The 16,759-nt window shown below is 69.3% G+C and carries 19 protein-coding genes and 2 pseudogenes; 15 read left to right on the forward strand and 6 right to left on the reverse strand.

Features of this window, described 5'->3' with window-relative positions; genetic code table 11:
- Positions 1 to 43 precede the first annotated feature (43 nt).
- Positions 44 to 1,204 (reverse strand): aminotransferase class I/II-fold pyridoxal phosphate-dependent enzyme, encoded by a 1,161-nt coding sequence (locus tag IPG68_12845; protein MBK6764096.1) that lies wholly within the window; start codon positions 1,202 to 1,204, stop codon positions 44 to 46.
- Positions 1,205 to 1,264: 60 nt separating this feature from the next.
- Here IPG68_12845 and IPG68_12850 point away from each other — a divergent pair, with 60 nt between their 5' ends.
- Both IPG68_12850 and IPG68_12855 read left to right on the forward strand, forming a co-directional pair.
- Positions 1,265 to 1,996, forward strand: coding sequence for an SDR family NAD(P)-dependent oxidoreductase (locus IPG68_12850; GenBank protein ID MBK6764097.1), 732 nt, complete (start codon positions 1,265 to 1,267; stop codon positions 1,994 to 1,996).
- Complete coding sequence (locus IPG68_12855; protein ID MBK6764098.1) at positions 1,996 to 3,015, forward strand: NAD-dependent epimerase/dehydratase family protein; 1,020 nt, start codon at positions 1,996 to 1,998, stop codon at positions 3,013 to 3,015. Before IPG68_12850 ends, IPG68_12855 begins: the two co-directional genes overlap by 1 nt.
- 2 nt (positions 3,016 to 3,017) lie before the next feature.
- Here IPG68_12855 and IPG68_12860 read toward each other — a convergent pair whose 3' ends face one another.
- The gene (locus IPG68_12860; GenBank protein ID MBK6764099.1) at positions 3,018 to 3,491 is read right to left on the reverse strand and encodes a hypothetical protein; all 474 of its coding nucleotides are present in this window, start codon (positions 3,489 to 3,491) and stop codon (positions 3,018 to 3,020) included.
- Entirely contained in the window at positions 3,488 to 4,015 is a 528-nt protein-coding gene (locus IPG68_12865; GenBank protein ID MBK6764100.1) for an orotate phosphoribosyltransferase, read from the reverse strand. The genes IPG68_12860 and IPG68_12865 overlap by 4 nt, the downstream gene beginning before the upstream one ends.
- An 84-nt stretch (positions 4,016 to 4,099) precedes the next feature.
- Between IPG68_12865 and IPG68_12870 the strand changes: the two genes are divergently transcribed.
- Positions 4,100 to 4,750 (forward strand): VTT domain-containing protein, encoded by a 651-nt coding sequence (locus IPG68_12870; protein MBK6764101.1) that lies wholly within the window; start codon positions 4,100 to 4,102, stop codon positions 4,748 to 4,750.
- 22 nt (positions 4,751 to 4,772) lie between these two features.
- Here the strand turns inward: IPG68_12870 and IPG68_12875 are convergent, their stop codons facing one another.
- Positions 4,773 to 5,348: an rRNA methyltransferase gene (locus IPG68_12875; GenBank protein MBK6764102.1), complete on the reverse strand. Its 576-nt coding sequence runs from the start codon at positions 5,346 to 5,348 to the stop codon at positions 4,773 to 4,775.
- Positions 5,349 to 5,410: 62 nt separating this feature from the next.
- Here IPG68_12875 and fbaA point away from each other — a divergent pair, with 62 nt between their 5' ends.
- The 5 genes and pseudogenes from fbaA to IPG68_12900 all read left to right on the forward strand — a co-directional run bounded on the left by fbaA (position 5,411) and on the right by IPG68_12900 (position 11,198).
- Positions 5,411 to 6,433 (forward strand): class II fructose-bisphosphate aldolase, encoded by a 1,023-nt coding sequence (gene fbaA, locus IPG68_12880; protein ID MBK6764103.1) that lies wholly within the window; start codon positions 5,411 to 5,413, stop codon positions 6,431 to 6,433.
- Positions 6,434 to 6,554: 121 nt separating this feature from the next.
- Positions 6,555 to 6,956 (forward strand): pyridoxamine 5'-phosphate oxidase family protein, encoded by a 402-nt coding sequence (locus IPG68_12885; protein MBK6764104.1) that lies wholly within the window; start codon positions 6,555 to 6,557, stop codon positions 6,954 to 6,956.
- A 202-nt stretch (positions 6,957 to 7,158) separates the two neighbouring features.
- A pseudogene (locus IPG68_12890) lies at positions 7,159 to 8,444 on the forward strand (adenylosuccinate synthase).
- 115 nt (positions 8,445 to 8,559) lie between these two features.
- Positions 8,560 to 9,789 carry a phosphoribosylamine--glycine ligase gene (gene purD / locus IPG68_12895; GenBank protein ID MBK6764105.1) on the forward strand — a complete coding sequence of 410 codons (1,230 nt, stop codon included), beginning with the start codon at positions 8,560 to 8,562 and terminating at the stop codon, positions 9,787 to 9,789.
- A complete protein-coding gene (locus tag IPG68_12900) occupies positions 9,786 to 11,198 on the forward strand; it encodes an adenylosuccinate lyase (GenBank protein MBK6764106.1) in 1,413 nt (470 codons plus the stop codon). The genes purD and IPG68_12900 overlap by 4 nt, the downstream gene beginning before the upstream one ends.
- Here the strand turns inward: IPG68_12900 and IPG68_12905 are convergent.
- Positions 11,146 to 11,808, reverse strand: a complete 663-nt coding sequence (locus IPG68_12905; GenBank protein MBK6764107.1) for a phosphatase PAP2 family protein — start codon at positions 11,806 to 11,808, stop codon at positions 11,146 to 11,148. The genes IPG68_12900 and IPG68_12905 overlap by 53 nt on opposite strands.
- 205 nt (positions 11,809 to 12,013) lie before the next feature.
- Between IPG68_12905 and IPG68_12910 the strand changes: the two are divergent.
- From IPG68_12910 to IPG68_12940, 7 genes and pseudogenes are all read left to right on the forward strand, one after another.
- Positions 12,014 to 12,876: pseudogene (locus IPG68_12910) on the forward strand (phosphoribosylaminoimidazolesuccinocarboxamide synthase).
- A complete protein-coding gene (gene galE / locus IPG68_12915) occupies positions 12,873 to 13,829 on the forward strand; it encodes a UDP-glucose 4-epimerase GalE (protein MBK6764108.1) in 957 nt (318 codons plus the stop codon). Before IPG68_12910 ends, galE begins: the two are co-directional and overlap by 4 nt.
- Before the next feature lie 49 nt (positions 13,830 to 13,878).
- Positions 13,879 to 14,646, forward strand: coding sequence for a DUF2252 family protein (locus IPG68_12920; GenBank protein ID MBK6764109.1), 768 nt, complete (start codon positions 13,879 to 13,881; stop codon positions 14,644 to 14,646).
- A complete protein-coding gene (locus IPG68_12925) occupies positions 14,619 to 15,074 on the forward strand; it encodes a DUF2252 family protein (GenBank protein MBK6764110.1) in 456 nt (151 codons plus the stop codon). The genes IPG68_12920 and IPG68_12925 overlap by 28 nt, the downstream gene beginning before the upstream one ends.
- On the forward strand, positions 15,071 to 15,232 hold the full coding sequence (locus IPG68_12930) for a DUF2252 family protein (protein ID MBK6764111.1): 162 nt from the start codon (positions 15,071 to 15,073) through the stop codon (positions 15,230 to 15,232). The genes IPG68_12925 and IPG68_12930 overlap by 4 nt, the downstream gene beginning before the upstream one ends.
- A gap of 47 nt (positions 15,233 to 15,279) precedes the next feature.
- A complete protein-coding gene (gene purS / locus IPG68_12935) occupies positions 15,280 to 15,522 on the forward strand; it encodes a phosphoribosylformylglycinamidine synthase subunit PurS (GenBank protein ID MBK6764112.1) in 243 nt (80 codons plus the stop codon).
- Positions 15,523 to 15,569: 47 nt separating this feature from the next.
- Complete coding sequence (locus tag IPG68_12940; GenBank protein MBK6764113.1) at positions 15,570 to 16,283, forward strand: TSUP family transporter; 714 nt, start codon at positions 15,570 to 15,572, stop codon at positions 16,281 to 16,283.
- Here IPG68_12940 and IPG68_12945 read toward each other — a convergent pair.
- Positions 16,280 to 16,759 (reverse strand): nitroreductase family deazaflavin-dependent oxidoreductase, encoded by a 480-nt coding sequence (locus tag IPG68_12945; GenBank protein MBK6764114.1) that lies wholly within the window; start codon positions 16,757 to 16,759, stop codon positions 16,280 to 16,282. The two genes, IPG68_12940 and IPG68_12945, sit on opposite strands and share 4 nt — an antisense overlap.

The following is a 16,759-nucleotide window of genomic DNA, read 5'->3' on the forward strand; positions in this document are numbered from 1 at the left end:
ATGCAATAATGCTCAGATTGTATACAAAGAGTCGAGTAGTGGGTCAACCCAGCCATCCGCGCAGGCGGCGCAGGGCCTCGTCAAGCACCTCTTCGCGCTTGCAGAATGCCCACCGGACGAACGGCGCGCTCACCTGCGGGTGGTCGCTGAGCGCCGACAGCGGGATCGCCACCACCCCCGCCTCGTGCGGCATGCGATGGCAGAACTGATCACCGTCGGTGAAGCCGAGCGGGCGCACATCCGTTGTGGCGAAGTATGTGCCCTGCGGGGCGATGACCCGCATCCCGAGTGCGCTCAGCCCCTCGCACAGGCGGTCCCGCTTCCCGGCGAGGTCGGCCCGGAAGCCATCGAAGTACGCATCGGGCAGGCGCAGGCCGGCGGCGATCGCGGGCTGGAAGGGCCCACCGGAGACGTACGACAGGTGTTGCCGGACGACCCTTACCGCTGCGATGAGATCGGCCGGACCGCTGGCCCAACCCACCTTCCAGCCGGTGAAGGAGAACGACTTGCCGCCGGAGCCGACCGTGACGGTGCGTTCCCACATGCCGGGCAGCGTTGCGATCGGGACGTGGGTGTTGTCGTCGAACCACAAGTGCTCGTAGGCCTCATCGGCCAGCACCAGCAGGTCGTTGGCCACGGCGAAGCGGGCGAGCTCGGCCAGCTCGGCACCGGTGAACACGACTCCGGTCGGGTTGTGGGGGCTGTTCAGCAACAGCATGCGCGTGCCGCTGGTGAGCGCCCGTTGCATCGCCGCCACATCGGGCCGCAGCGTCTCGGCAGTCAGCGGCACGGCGATCCGTTCGGCACCGGCCAGCGCGATGGTGGCTGCGTACAGGTCGAAATACGGATCGAGCACCATCACCTGCTCACCGGGTTCGACCAGCGCCAGGATGGCCGCGGCGATGGCTTCAGAGGCACCGGTGGTCACGACGACGCCATCGTCATCGACCGGCAGACCGTAGAACCGCCGCTGGTGTTCGACGATCGCCGCGCGCAGGTCGGGGTCTCCGTGCGCCGGTGGGTACTGGTCGCCGCGACCCTCCGCGATGGCCCGTTGTGCCACCTTCCGGACCTGCGGCGGGCCACCCGTGTCCGGGAACCCCTGCCCGAGGTTGACCGCGCCGAGTCGCGAGGCGAGGCCGGACATCTCCCCGAAGATCGTGCGCTCGTAGGGGCGCATGCGCCGGACCAGTGGATCGGACATGGCTCGATTGTGATGTCCTCCGGTGGCGTCACGTCGCGTTGGGGAGCAGGATTCCCAATCGTGGGAGTTGCGTTGGTAACGGGTCCGACCGCCGGGATCGGCCGGGAGATCGCGGTCGAGTTGGCACTGCAGGGTCATCATCTGATCCTTGTGTCGCGCGACGAGACGCGGCTCACGGAGTTGGCGACCGAGTTGGGCGATGCCGAGGTGCTGACAGCGGACCTGTCCGACCGGGCGCAACTTGCGGTCGTGGAGCAGGCGGCCGAGGGCGTGGACTGGCTGGTGAACAATGCCGGCTACGGACTCAACACGTCGTTCGACCAGTCCTCGGTGGCGGAGGAGCAGGAGCTGCTCGACGTCCTTGTGACGGCGGTCATGCGCCTGACTCACGCGGCACTGCCCGGGATGCTCGCGCGAGGTCACGGCCGGATCCTGAACACCTCCAGCATCGCCGGCTGGGTGCCGTTGGGGACCTACTCGGCGGCCAAGGCCTGGGTGACGGTGTTCTCCGAGGGGCTGGCGGCACAGACCCCGGCCGGCATCCACGTCACAGCGCTGTGCCCCGGCTTCACCCGCACCGAGTTCCACGAGCGGGCCGCCATGGACATCGGCGGGCCGGGTTTGATGTGGCTGGACGCCGGGCGGGTGGCGCGGCAGGGCATCCGGGACTGCGAGCGGGGCACCGTGCTGTCGATCCCGAGCCTGCGGTACCGAGCGGTGTCGTTGGCGGCGCGGCACACGCCCCGGCGTATTCTGCGCACCGTTGCGGGGATTCGGGAGGAGGGTCGCTGATGCGTCTGGTCGTGCTCGGAGGCACCCGGTTCGTGGGCCGTGCTATCTGTGCTGCCGCGCACCGGCGCGGGTACGACGTCGTGGTTTTCAACCGCGGCCAGAGCGGACCTCCGCCCAGCGGGGCGCTGGCCGTGCGCGGCGACCGCACGATGATCTCCGACCTGCGCCAGCTCGCGAAGATGATCGACGACCGTGGCGGCGCGGACCTCATCATCGACCCCGCCTGCTACGCGCCGTCCCACGCCCTGATGAGTGCGCGCATCCTCAAGGACATCGCACCCGGCTACGCGGTGGTCTCCACGGTCACGGCCCACAGACAGTGGCCCGCCGAACCGGTCGAATCCGGCTCGCCCATCTACGACACCGGCATCACTGAGGGCCCGAGCACCGACATGATGCTGTACGGCAGGCTCAAGGCCGGCGTCGAACGCGCGGTGGAGACCATCTTCGGGGAGATCAACACCCTCGTCCTGAGGCCCGGGGTGGTGCTGGGCCCCAACGAGGACCTCGGGCGCCTGCCCGACTACCTGCGCCGTAGTGCCCGTGGTGACGGATTCGTCGTGGGCGGCTCGCCGGACATGGGGTTCCAGTACGTCGACGTGCGCGACCTCGCGGAGTTCGTGCTGACGTGCGCGGAGACCGGCCGACCGGGTCGGTACGACGTCGTCACGCCACCGGGGCAGTACACGTGGGGAGATCTGGCTGGCAGCGTCGCCGAAGTCACCGGTGGCACCCCCGTGTTCGTGTCCGACGATGATCTGGTGGCTGCCGGCGTGGAACCGTGGCGGGGACTGCCGCTGTGGGTGCCCGCGGCGCCGGACAACGCGGGGCTGTGGTCGGTGGACGGCCGGGCGGCGTTCGACTACGGGTTCGCGCCGCGGCCCCTTGCGCAGACCGTCGCCGACACCTGGACGTGGTTGCAGAAGGAGGGGTTGGACTGGGAGCCGACTTCTCGCGCCGCGGTCCATGGCATCGACCCGCAGACCGAACAGGAACTGCTTGCCGCGGCGGGGCAGTGAACTCAGAAGCAGTCAGCGGCGACGGCCCGTAGCCGGCCTGCCAGATCGTCGGCGGGCAGCACGTCCCAGCCCCGGAGATCCGCCAGGTGGCCCTCCTGCTCGCCGATGTACGTCACGGGCGCATCCGGCCAGTCCTGCACACCCTGCCGGGGCAGTTCCCCTTCGACGATGACGTAACCGACCACCCGCCGCCTGGACGCCCTCTGTGCGAAGCCGAGTGCGGCCAGCATGCGTCCCGCCGTGCCGTGTGCCACGAGCAGCACCGGCGGCCGGCCCGGATCGGTGGCCAGTTCCAGGGCGCAGTGCGCGACCCAGGCGCCGGCCAGATCCAGATCGCCGTCCACGGTGCTCTCGCCCAGATCGGGGACGATCCGGACCCGGTGGTTGTAGGCCGCCATTTCCGCGGCGACCTCACGGCGGGGCCAGTCCTCGCCCGGCACCGGCGGCAGCAGCGCGATCGTGATGCTCGGGCTCATGCCAGTCCGAGGTCGGCCAGACTCAGGGCAGCTCGGTACTCCAGCCCGGCTGCCCGCACGGCGTCCCCGGCCCCGCGGTCGACGATGACGGCCACCGCGGCAACCGTCGCACCGGCCTCCTGCAGCGCCTCGACGGCGGCCAGGACGCTGGAGCCGGTGGTGGAGGTGTCCTCGACGGCCAGCACCCGGCGCCCGGCGACGTCCGGGCCCTCGATGCGGCGCTGAAGCCCGTGCGCCTTTCCCTGCTTGCGCACCACGAAAGCGTCCAGCGGCTGACCGGGTGCGTGCAGCATGGCGGTGGCCACGGGATCCGCCCCGAGAGTCAGGCCCCCCACCGCGTCATAGGCCAGGTCGGCGGTCAGGTCGCGCATCACCGAGCCCACCAGTGGTGCGGCCTCGTGATCGAGTGTCACGCGCCGCAGGTCCACGTAGTAGTCGGCCTGCCTGCCCGAGGACAGGGTGACCTTGCCGTGGACCACGGCCTTGTCCAGGATCTGTTGCTTCAACCGCTCCAGGTCGCTCACACAGGCCAGCCTAATTGTTCGGTCGCCAGGCGCCACGGCGCCGACCGCCAGGTGGCCGCATGCGGCTCAGGTACCGTCGTGAGCATGGCTGACCTTGTCGCGCTGCTGGATTTCCTCGATCCGGAGAACATCCTCACGTGGCTCGGCCCGCTGGCCCTCATCGGCGTGATCCTCATCATCTTCGCCGAGTGCGGGCTGCTGATCGGCTTCTTCCTCCCGGGCGACTCCCTGCTGTTCATCACCGGGTTGTTCATCGCGCAGGGTTTCATCGACACTCCGATCTGGCTGGCGGCGCTGCTGCTCGCGCTGGCCGCCGTGATCGGCAACGCCACCGGCTACTGGATCGGCTACAAGGCCGGGCCGCGGCTTTTCAGCCGGCCCGACTCCCGGTTGTTCAAGAAGGAGTACGTGGACAAGACCCATCAGTTCTTCGAGCGTTACGGTCCGCGCGCCGTGGTGCTGGCGCGGTTCGTGCCGATCGTGCGCACGTTCATCACGGCCATGGCTGGGGTGGGGCGCATGGACTTCCGCGTGTACATGACGTACTCGGCCATCGGTGGGCTCCTTTGGGGCGCGGGCGTCACGTACCTCGGCTACCTGCTCGGCAACGTGCCGTTCGTGAAGGAGCACATCGAGTTGATCCTCATCGGGGTCGTGTTCGTGAGCGTGCTGCCCATCGTGTACGAGTACATCCGGCACAAGCGCGAGGCCGCAGCTGCGAGTGTCCCGGAGTAGCCGCGGGTGGTGTCAGCCCCGATCACGCGTGCTGCAGCGCCCAGGCCCACATGGCGATCGCGGCCGCGGCACCCGCGTTGATCGACCGGGTCGACCCGTACTGCGTGATGTGCAGCACCCGCTCGCACACAGCCAGTGACTCCGGGCTCAACCCCGGCCCCTCCTGGCCGAAGAGCAGCACACACGCCGCCGGCATCGCCGCGCCCTCCAGCGGCACAGACCCCGCAAGGTTGTCGATCCCGAGCACGGGCACGCCCAGCCCCAGCAGGTCCGCCGGGTGATCGTGATGCGCCACGTGCAGGTAGCGGTCGGTGACCATCGCTCCGCGCCGGTTCCAGCGCCGCTTGCCGACGATGTGCACAGCCGCGACGTTGAATGCGTTCGCGGTGCGCACGACCGACCCGATGTTGAAGTCGTGCTGGAAGTTCTCGATGGCCACGTGCAGGCCGTGCCGGGTCGTGTCGAGCTCGGCGATGATCGCCTCGCGGCGCCAGTAGCGGAAGCGGTCCTCCACATTGCGGGTGTCCCCTTCGGCGAGCAGCGCCGGATCCAGTCTGGGGTCGTCGGGCCACGGCAACGGGTGCGGCCCGACGGTCATGGCCACAGGGTAGTCACCACGGGCCTCGCCACTGCGTCGCGATTGCGACTAACCTTAGGGCCATGCCCATTGCTACCCCTGAGGTTTATGCCGAGATGCTCGACCGCGCCAAGGCCGGTCAGTTCGCCTACCCCGCGATCAATGTGACGTCGTCGCAGACGCTGATCGCCGCCCTGCGCGGCTTCGCAACGGCTGAGAGCGACGGGATCATCCAGTTCTCCTGGGGCGGTGCGGAGTTCGCCTCCGGCCAGTACGTCAAGGACATGGTGACCGGCGCCGTCGCGCTGGCCGAGTTCGCCAACGTCGTGGCGGACAAGTACCCGGTGAACATCGCCCTGCACACCGACCACTGTCCGATGCAGAAGCTCGACGGCTGCATGCGGCCGCTGGTCGACATCTCCATCGAGCGGGTGAAGGCCGGCAAACTGCCGCTGTTCCAGTCGCACATGTGGGACGGTTCGGCCATCCCGCTGGCCGAGAACCTCGACATCGCCGAGGAGATGCTCGACAAGTGCCACCAGGCGAACATCATCATGGAGCTCGAGATCGGCGTGGTCGGCGGCGAGGAGGACGGCATCGAGGCCACGCACGACGCCAAGCTCTTCTCGACCCCGGAGGACGGTCTGGCCACGGCGGCCAAACTCGGCCTGGGCGAGCGCGGCCGCTACATGGTCGCCGCCACCTTCGGCAACGTGCACGGGGTCTACAAGCCCGGCAACGTGGTGCTCACTCCGAGCATCCTCAAGCAGATCCAGGACTCCGTTGGGGCGAAGTACGGGGTGGACAAGCCCTTCGACCTGGTCTTCCACGGCGGGTCCGGCTCGTTGCTGGAGGAGATCCGCGAGGCCCTCGACTACGGCGTCGTGAAGATGAACGTCGACACCGACACCCAGTACGCATTCAGCCGTCCCGTCGCCGACTGGATGTTCAAGAACTATGACGGCGTGCTCAAGATCGACGGGGACGTCGGAAACAAGAAGCAGTACGACCCGCGTGCATGGGGCAAGGCCGGCGAGCAGGGGATGTCCGATCGGGTCGTGCGTGCCTGTGAGGACCTGCGCTCGTCCGGCACCAAGATGCGCTGACGAACTCCCACTCACCGGCGCGGCCCTCACAAGGGGCCGCGCCGGTGGTGTGCCCGGCTTGCTCCGCTCCGATGTCGGGGTCCGGCCACCGGGAACGCCGTGTGCGTGGAAGGATGCGGCTATGGATGTTCTTACCGACGAGCAGTGCTGGGACCATCTGAAATCCGGCCAGATCGGGAGGCTCGCGGTGGTCGTCGCCGGCCGACCCGACATCTTCCCGGTGAACTACCTCGTCCACGACGGGGAGATCATGTTCAAGACCGCCGAGGGCAGTAAGCTCGCGTCGGTCATGGCCCACCGCGAGGTGGCGTTCGAGATCGACGGGTACGACGAGCCGACCAACGAGGCGTGGTCCGTGGTCCTGGCCGGCATGGCCCGGGTGCTCAGCCACGATGCCGAGGTGGAGGCAGCTGAGTCCTTGCCGCTGTTCCCGTGGAACATCGAGCCGAAGACCCAGTACGTGTCGATCGAACCCAGCCACTTGAGCGGTCGGAAGTTCGTGGCGGAGGGCCGGCACGCCTAGCCTGCCCAGCAACCTGATGCGGGACCGGAGGCGATCCATCTGTGGCTGACGCGGTGCGCAGAACGTGCCTTGCCTGACCGACGACCGCTTGTTCAACACGATCACTGACGTGAGCCGAAGCGCAGCAGGAGTGCGCAGTAGCCGAGGCCCCCGGTGGGTCTCGCGGGTGGGGTAGGTTCATCTGGGGAACGAGGGAGGCCACATGCCAGCGATCGTGCTCGTCGGCGCTCAGTGGGGCGACGAAGGCAAGGGCAAAGCGACGGACATCCTCGGCGAGCGCGTCGACTACGTCGTGCGTTACCAGGGGGGCAACAACGCCGGGCACACCGTCGTCATCGGCGACGAGAAGTACGCGCTGCACCTGCTTCCCTCCGGCATCCTCACCCCCACCTGCATCCCGGTCATCGCCAACGGAGTGGTCATCGACCCAGCGGTCCTGCAGCGGGAGATGCAGGGTCTGCAGGAGCGCGGCATCGACACCGACCGGCTGGTCATCAGCGCGAACGCGCACATCATCGCGCCGTACCACGTGGAGTTGGACAAGGTCACCGAGCGTTTCGCGGGCAAGAAGAAGATCGGCACCACCGGGCGGGGCATCGGGCCGACCTACATGGACAAGGTCTCCCGCATCGGCGTCCGCGTGCAGGACCTCTTCGACCCGGAGGGGCTGCGCGACATGGTCGCCGGAGCCTTGCATCATCGCAACCAGGTTCTCGTGAAGATCTTCAACCGGCGGGCCATCGACGTGGATCTGGTGTGCGAGCAGTGCTGTCGTACGCGCCGTTGTTCGCCCGCCACGTGCAGGACACCGGCCTGCTGTTGAACAACGCCCTCGATCAGGGCAAGTACATCCTGCTCGAGGGGTCACAGGGGACGCTGCTGGACATCGATCACGGCACGTACCCCTTCGTCACCTCCTCGAACCCGACCGCCGGTGGCGCGTGTGCGGGCAGCGGGATCGGCCCGACCCGGATCTCGCGGGTCCTGGGGATCCTGAAGGCCTACACCACGCGGGTGGGGGCCGGTCCCTTCCCGACGGAGTTGTTCGACGCCGACGGCGAGCGGCTGCGCTCGGTGGGCGGCGAGGTCGGTGTGACGACCGGCCGGGACCGCCGGTGCGGGTGGTTCGACGGCCCGATCGCCCGCAACGCCAGTCGCATCAACGGCTTGACCGACATCTTCCTCACCAAACTCGACGTCCTCACCGGGTGGGAGCAGATCCCGGTCTGTGTGGCCTACGAGGTGGACGGGCAGCGTTTCGAGGACATCCCCATGAACCAGCGTGATTTCGCTGCCGCGACTCCGGTGTACGAGTACCTGCCCGGATGGGACGAGGACATCAGCGGCGCACGGACCGTGCGCGACCTACCAGCCACCGCACGGGCCTACGTCCGCTTCCTGGAGGAGCAGGCCCGGTGCCGGATCTCGGCCATCGGCGTGGGTCAGGACCGCGCCGAGACGATCCTGGTGCACGACCTGGTGGACTGAAGGCCTTCCCGGCGCGTTGGATGGCACTCGTGCAGTTGGTTGATGCTCATCGCACTGCATGAACCCCACCCAACGTCGCGTGAGTGAGCTGTCGGCCACCCCATACCCTTGAGGCGTGCGCGTACTGGTGATCGGCTCCGGAGCCCGGGAGCACGCCCTCGTCCTGTCCTTACTGGCCGACCCGGACGTGACCGAAGTGGTTGCGGCCCCCGGCAATGCGGGCATCGCGCAGGCAGTGCGCACCGAGCCCGTCGACGTGACCGATGCGGGTGCCGTCGCCGGCCTGGCCCGCGGCTTCGACCTGGTCGTGATCGGCCCTGAGGCGCCCCTGGTCGCCGGGGCGGTGGACGCTTGCCGGGCCACGGGGATCCTCGCGTTCGGCCCCACCGCGGCAGCTGCCCGGCTGGAGGGCAGCAAGGACTTCGCCAAGCAGATCATGCACGCCGCAGGGATCCCCACCGCGCAGTCGCGGACGGTGACCGACGCCGCCGATCTCCCCCGGGAACTGCACGCCTTCGGCCCGCCCTACGTCGTCAAGGACGACGGCCTGGCTGCAGGCAAAGGGGTGGTGGTCACCGGGGACCACACCGAAGCCTTGCTGCACGGTGAGGCCTGCCTGGCCAAAGGCGGTGCGGTCCTCATCGAGGAGTTCCTCGACGGGCCCGAGGCCAGCGTCTTCTGCATCAGCGACGGCACCACCGTGGTCCCCCTGCTGCCCGCCCAGGACTTCAAGCGCGTCGGCGACGGCGACGCCGGGCCGAACACCGGCGGCATGGGGGCCTACTGCCCGTTGCCCTGGGCGGACCCGGATCTGGCCCGCTGGACGGTGGAACACGTGGCGCAACCGGCCGTCGATGAGATGGCCGCTCGCGGCACCCCGTACACCGGCGTGCTCTACGTCGGCCTGGCGCTGACCAGCAAAGGTCCCAAGGTGATCGAGTTCAACGCCCGCTTCGGCGATCCGGAGACGCAGGCCGTGCTGGCCTTGCTCGAGACGCCGCTGGGAGGTCTGCTCGCCGCGGCGGCCCGTGGTGAACTGGCGGCTCATCCCCCGCTGCGATGGCGCGCCGGCGTCGCGGTCACCGTGGTGCTCGCCGCGGCCGGATACCCACAGGCGCCGCGCACCGGAGACGTCATCAGCGGCGCCGATGTGCCCGGTGTCCTGCACGCCGGCACCGCGCAGCGAGACGGGCAGACCGTTTCGGCCGGTGGCCGTGTGCTCAACGTCGTGGCCGTGGCCCATGACCTGGCCGGCGCCCGCGAACGCGCTTACGAGACGCTGCGCGGCATCCAGTTGCCGGGAAGCCACTACCGAACCGACATCGCCCTGGAGGCCAGCCGATGATCCCCAACGTCCTGGCGACCCGCTACGCGTCCCCGGCGATGACCGACATCTGGTCGGCGCGCAACAAGATCATCGCCGAGCGACGTCTGTGGTTGGCCGTGCTGCGGGCCCAGGCCGACCTCGGTGTGGACGTGCCCGCCGGGGTCATCGAGGACTACGAGCGGGTCGTGGACGACGTCGATCTGGAGTCCATCGCCGCGCGGGAACGGGTGACCCGCCACGACGTGAAGGCGCGCATCGACGAGTTCTGCGCACTCGCCGGTCACGAGCACATCCACAAGGGCATGACCAGTCGGGATCTGACCGAGAACGTCGAGCAGATGCAGGTCCGGCAGGCATTGCTGCTCGTGCGCGACAAGAGCGTGGCGCTGCTTGCCCGCCTTGCCCGGTTGGCCGCCGAGCACGAGGCGCTGGCCCTCACCGGACGCTCGCACAACGTCGCCGCACAGACCACCACGCTGGGCAAGCGGTTCGCTACGGCCGCGGACGAGGTCCTCGTCGCGTTCCGCAGCCTGCAGCACCTGCTGGCCGATTACCCGCTGCGGGGGATCAAGGGTCCGGTCGGGACGGCGCAGGACATGCTCGACCTGCTCGGCTCCGAGCAGGCCCTGGGCGACCTGGAACTGCGCGTCGCCGGGCACCTGGGTTTCGCGCAGGTGCTCACCTCGGTGGGCCAGGTCTATCCCCGGTCGCTGGACCACGAGGTCATCGGCATGCTGGTGCAATTGGGCGCCGGACCTTCGAGCCTGGCCACCACCATCCGGCTGATGGCCGGCCATGACCTGGTCACCGAGGGCTTCCGCGCCGGACAGGTCGGGTCGAGCGCCATGCCGCACAAAATGAACACGCGGTCCTGCGAGCGGGTCAACGGCTTCATGGTGCTGTTGCGCGGCTACCAGACGATGGCCGCCGATCTCGCCGGTTCGCAGTGGAACGAAGGCGACGTGTCCTGCTCGGTGGTCCGCCGGGTCATGCTGCCCGACGCCTTCTTCGCCATCGACGGGATGCTGGAGACGATGCTCACGGTGCTCGACGAGTTCGGGGTGTTCGACGCAGTGGTGGGCAAGGAACTCGACAAGTACCTGCCGTTCCTGGCTACCACGAAGATCCTCATGGCCGCCGTGCGCGCCGGCGCCGGCCGGGAAACCGCGCACGAGGTGATCAAGGAGAACGCCGTTGCGGCCGCTCTGGACATGCGCCAGACCGGTGCCGACCCGGCCTTGATCCAGCGCCTGGCCGACGACGAGCGACTGCCCTTGAACGCCCAGCAACTCGAGGCGCTCATGGGTGCGCCGCTGGAGTTCACCGGCGCTGCGGCCAGTCAGGTGCAGCGCATCGTCGCGGTCGTGGGGGAGATCACCGGGGAGTACCCGCAGGCGGCGGCGTACGCGCCGGGGGCGATCCTCTAGCCGCACGCACCCGTCGGACGATGACGCCGGCTGTGCAGCACCACGCCGCTGCCAGCAGCCACCCGGCCAGCACGTCGGTGGGCCAGTGGACGCCGAGCAGGACGCGACTTGGTCCCATGAGGACGCCGAAGGCGATGAGTACCACCGCGGGCCAGCGCCAGGACAGCAGGTGCCAGGCCACCACCCCGAACACCACGTAGCCGTAGATGCCGGCCATGCTGTGGCCGCTGGGGAACGACGGGGACGTCAGGGTCACGAATGGATCCGGCCACACCGGCCGCGCCCGGTCGACGGAGTACTTGACGATCTCCGAGACCACGACTCCGCCGAGTCCGCACGCCCCCACCCACGCGGCCCACCACACGCGACCGGCGCGCGCGAGCACGATCACCACGGCCACGGTCAGCGGTGTGAGCACCGCCGCGCTTCCCATCACGGCGAAGAACGTGGCCACGCCGGCCAACCACGGGTTGGCCACAGCGAGGTCGTGCGCCGCGGTGGCGATGCGTACGTCGATGAGCGGGACCGTCGACGTGTTGACGACCCGGCACGCGAGGGCACTGGCCGCGAGCCAGAAGACGGCGGCAAGGGCGGCGAGGCGGCGGTCCATCCCGCACGAGTCTGCCGGATCGACGGGGCCTCCGGCCGGGGGGACCGTACGGGAAGGCGGGAGAGCTCCGTACGCCCGGGAGCGATCCACCCGTGCAGAACCGCTCCCGGCTGTACCGATCACTCCCGCCCACTCCGAGGCGGGCCGGCGCTCCATCGCCAACCGCCCTGCCGGACGGGCCAACTCGCGACGTTAGCGTGGGGTGGTGACCGCCGACCTCATCCCTGGCTGGGAGCACGTGTACTCCGGCAAGGTCCGTGACTTGTACGCCCGCGACGACGAGTTGCTGTTCGTGGCCTCCGACCGGATCAGCGCCTACGACTGGGTGTTGCCGACCCCGATCCCCGACAAGGGCCGGATCCTCACGCGGATGTCCTTGTGGTGGTTCCACCAAGTGCGCGACATCGTGGACAACCACGTGATCTCCACGGATGTGCCCGCGCGGGTGGCAGGCCGGGCCCTGGTGTGCCAGCGCCTGGCCATGCTGCCGGTCGAGTGCGTCGTGCGCGGGTACCTGAGTGGGTCGGGCTGGTCCGACTACCGCGCGTCCGGCGCCGTGTGCGGCGTGGCCCTGCCGTCGGGCCTGCTGGAATCGCAACGCCTGCCCGAACCGATCTTCACGCCGGCGACCAAGGCCGCGATCGGTGACCACGATGAGAACATCCGTTTCGACCAGGTCGTCGCCCTGCTCGGCCGCGAGCAGGCAGTCGCGGTCCGGGAGCTGTCCCTGGCCATCTACCAGCGGGGTCAGGAGGTGGCCGCCGACAGGGGGCTGCTGCTGGCCGACACGAAGTTCGAGTTCGGCGTGCGCCCGGACGGCGCCCTGGTGCTGGCCGACGAGGTGTTGACGCCCGACTCGTCGAGGTACTGGGATGCGGCCGCCTGGGCGGTGGACAGTGCCCCGCCGAGTTACGACAAGCAGTTCGTGCGCGACTGGCTGCGCCTGAGTCCGGTTGGGATCCCGCCGGGGACCAACCGCCGCCACCACTGCCGGACGACATCGTCGAGCGCACCCGGGCCAAGTACGTCCGGGCCTACGAGATCCTGACCGGGGAGGTGTTCGCATGACCACCTGGCTGCTGACCGGCGGTGCCGGCTACATCGGCGCCCACGTGCTGCGGTCGTTGCAGGCCAGCGGCCGGGACGTGGTGGTTCTCGACGACCTGTCCACGGGGCTGGCGCGGAAGGTGCCCGCCGGCGCACCGCTGGTCCAGGCCAGCGTCGGCGACACGGCCGCGGTGACCGCAACCCTGCGAGACCACAACGTGACCGGTGTCGTGCACCTGGCCGCCAAGAAGGCGGTGGGGGAGTCTGTCGAGCGGCCCGAGTACTACTACCGGGAGAACGTCGACGGCATGCTGTCGCTGCTGGAGGCCATGACCGAAACCGGCACCAGGTGCTTCGTGTACTCCTCGTCGGCAGCGGTGTACGGCACGCCCTCGGCGGAGTTCGTCGATGAGGGCGCGGCGCTGGCGCCCGAATCGCCGTACGGGCAGACGAAGGTCATCGGGGAGTGGATGACGCGAAACGCCGCGGTCAACCGGGACCTGTCCTGGATCTCCCTGCGGTACTTCAACGTGGCCGGTGCCGCCAGCCCGGAACTGGGCGACGCCAGCGTATTCAACCTCATCCCGATGGTGTTCCGGGCGCTGTCCGACGGGGATCGCCCGCAGGTCTTCGGCGACGACTACCCGACCCCCGACGGCTCGTGCATCCGCGACTACATCCACGTGGCGGACCTGGCGGACGCGCATGTCGCAGCGGCCGCGGCGTGCGAAGCCGAGCCGGTCGGCGAGATCTACAACGTCGGTCGCGGGCAGGGCGTCTCGGTGTTCGAGGTCATGAACGTGATCGCCGAGGTGGTCGGCCGCGATGTCCGCGCGCAGGTCGGCCCCCGGCGGCCAGGCGACCCGGCGCAACTGGTCGCCACCGTGGACAAGATCCGCGCCGCGCTGGGCTGGCGGGCCACCCACGACCTGCGGCAGATGGTCGACAGCGCCTGGCGTGCCTGGGACGCCTGACGTCCGCGCCGCGGGCCATGACCCGCGAACCGTCCGTACACTCGGTCGCATGTGGCAGTCGCTGAAGACCGCGGGATCGCTCGACGAGCGCATCCAGCGCGGCATCGACGCCCGCAGCCGCGTGCCGCACGACGCCCACGCGGATCTGTACCGCTCCCAGGTCAGGCCCGACCCGTTGCGACTGGTGCTCGAGCAGGACGCCGAACGGCTGCCCGCCCTGATCCCCGTGCGCCACCAGCGGATGGCCGTCGACGCCCACTCGTACTTCCGCGGCAGCGACGTGGTGATGGCCGCGGACCTGGCCGTCACGCCGGTCTCAGAGGTCAACGTGCAGGCCAGCGGGGACGTCGACGCCGGCAGTTTCGGGTACTACCGGACCCCGGGTGGTGGCGCGGTCTTCGATGTCGGGTACTTCGACGAGACGCTGCGGGCCCCGTGGGAGTGGGACGTCAAACGTATGGCTGCCGGCATGGCACTGGCGGCCCGTGCGCGTGGGGCCGCGGGGAAGGACCAGCGGGCGGTGGCGCGGGCTGCCGTCGACGGGTACCGCCGGGGGATCGCCTGGGCCGCAGCCCAGGACCGGCTCAACCTGTGGTTCGCGGGCATCCCCGACAGCGAGCTGACCCGCGCATTGCCGTCGGATGTGATGAGGAAGCGCCCCTGGCCTTCACGGACGAGCCGATGGCGTACGCGGCCATCGTCGAACCCGATGCGGCCGCGCCACGCCTGCGCCACGACCCCCCGATCCACGCGCTCACCGAGTGGCTGTCCGAGGGCGAGGCGGTCGAGGTGCATGACGGGATCACTGCGGTCATGAGCGGCTACTACGCGTCCGTGTCGCCCGAAATCCAGCAGATGCTCACGGAGTACCGGATCGTCGACGTGGCCATTCTCGTGCGGGGCGTCTCAGATGTGGGCCTGCGCAGTTTCATCGTGCTGCTGCAGGGCGCCCGGCGACACGAGTGGCTGGCGTTGCAGCTCAAAGAGGCCCGGCAGTCGGTTCTGCAGCCTTACGTGTTGCCGGAGTTCCGCCACCGCGGCAACCAGGCCCGCCGGATCGCTCTTGGTCAGGCCCTGATCCAGTCGGAGCCAGACCCGCTGCTCGGCTACAGCCGCTGGCAGGACCGGGACTACTGCATCAGCCAGTTGCGGCCGGTGCTGGCGGCGTTCCAGCGGACCAGCGCGGAACGCTGCCGCGCTTCGCCCGGCTGTGCGGTTTCACCCTCGCGCGTTCCCACGCGGTGACCGGCGACCGGATCGCCATCGACGCCTACCTCGGCAACTCCGACTCGTTCGTCAAAGCCGTCGCCCGTTACGCCGTGCGGTACGCCGACGTGGTGGAGGCCGACTACTCGCAGTTCGCGAAGTTCGTCGCCGACGAGCAGGCGTCGGGAACCGACTGACCGGTCCCGTACCGCCGGATGCCAGGGTCTGCGCCTACAGTTGTGCCGTGCCGCGAATCATCGTCGAAGTCATGCCGAAAGCCGAACTGCTCGACCCGCAGGGGCAGGCCGTGCAGGCCGCCATGGGGCGCCTGGGCTTCGAAGGTGTCGTATCCGTGCGACAGGGCAAGCGCTTCGAGATCGAGGTGGACGGGCCGATCACCGCTGAGCGCCGCATCGAACTCGAGCACCTCGCCGAGACCCTGCTGGCCAACCCGGTGATCGAGAATCACATACTGATTGTGGAGTGAGCGACGACTCTGTTCACTCCCGCCTGGGGCGGTGGAGGGGGTGAGCGGTGCCGGATCTCGCGCAGTGGCTACCGGTCCTGGTCGCCGTGGCGCTCGCTGCCGGAGCGTTCGCCCAGTCGCTCACTGGGCTCGGCTTCTCCCTGATCGCGGCGCCGGCGACGCTGGCCATGTTCGGGCCGCACGACGGGGTGGCGATCATCGTCGTACTGGCCGCCGTCGCCTCGCTGCTCCCCCTGACCCATCAGTGGCGTCACGTCGGCGTGCGCGACGCCGTCGGGCTGCTGATCCCCACCCTCATCGCCACGCCGGTCGTGGTGGCGGCACTGGCGGGCGTGGACACCTCGGTGGTGGCTGTGGGCGCCGGCATCGCCGTGCTGATCGGCGTCCTCTTCCTTGCGCGAGGGGTGGTGTGGCCGGGTCTGCGGGGCATCCGCGGCGGCATCGCGACCGGCGTGGCCTCCGCCGTCCTGAATGTGGTGGGCGGCGTGGGCGGTCCACCGGTGGGTATGTACGCGACCAATGCCGGGTGGACGCCCGAGCACTCGCGCGCGACCCTGCAGTTCTTCTTCCTCATCCAGAACGTGGTCACGGCGCTGATCATCGGGTACGTGCAGCCGCCGTGGTGGATGCTCGCCGCACTGGTTCTGGGCACGGCGTCCGGGGCTGCCGTGGCCGGGCGGATCCCGGCGCGGGCGGCCCGCCTCGCGGTGCTGGTCGTGGCCGGTCTTGGTGGGCTCGGCCTGGTCTTCGCGAACGTCTAGGGCTGGGATGCGGGGGTGAGGACGAAGACCTTGATGTCCCGGCCCGCACGCCCCCGGTACGCGTTGTATGCCGGCCAGATCTCGTACATCAACTGCCAGATCTGCTCGCGCTCGGCGTCATCGGTGACCATCCGCGCAGTCATGTCACGGGGAATGTCCTCGACGGTGAACACGCACTCGGGGCTGGCTTCGAGGTTCAGCGCCCACGCGGGGTGGTGCTTCTGCCCGAAGTTCGACCCGATCAGCACGAATTCGTCGGGCGCGCGCGTCCCGTAGAGCAGGGTGACGGTGCGCTGCTGGCCCGACTTGCGGCCGGTCGTCGTGAGCAGGCACTGCGGCAGGCCGTAGTTGCCCAGCAGCCCGAAGCGGCCTCCGGTCCGCTTCACCACCTTCGCGTCCAGCGGCGCCATCCGCGCGGCGGTCCACGCGAACCACTTCTGATGTCCCAGCCAACGCATGACGTCTCGATATGCCAT

This window comes from Micrococcales bacterium (genome assembly GCA_016703125.1).
Classification (GTDB): Bacteria; Actinomycetota; Actinomycetes; order S36-B12; family UBA10799; genus JADKAV01.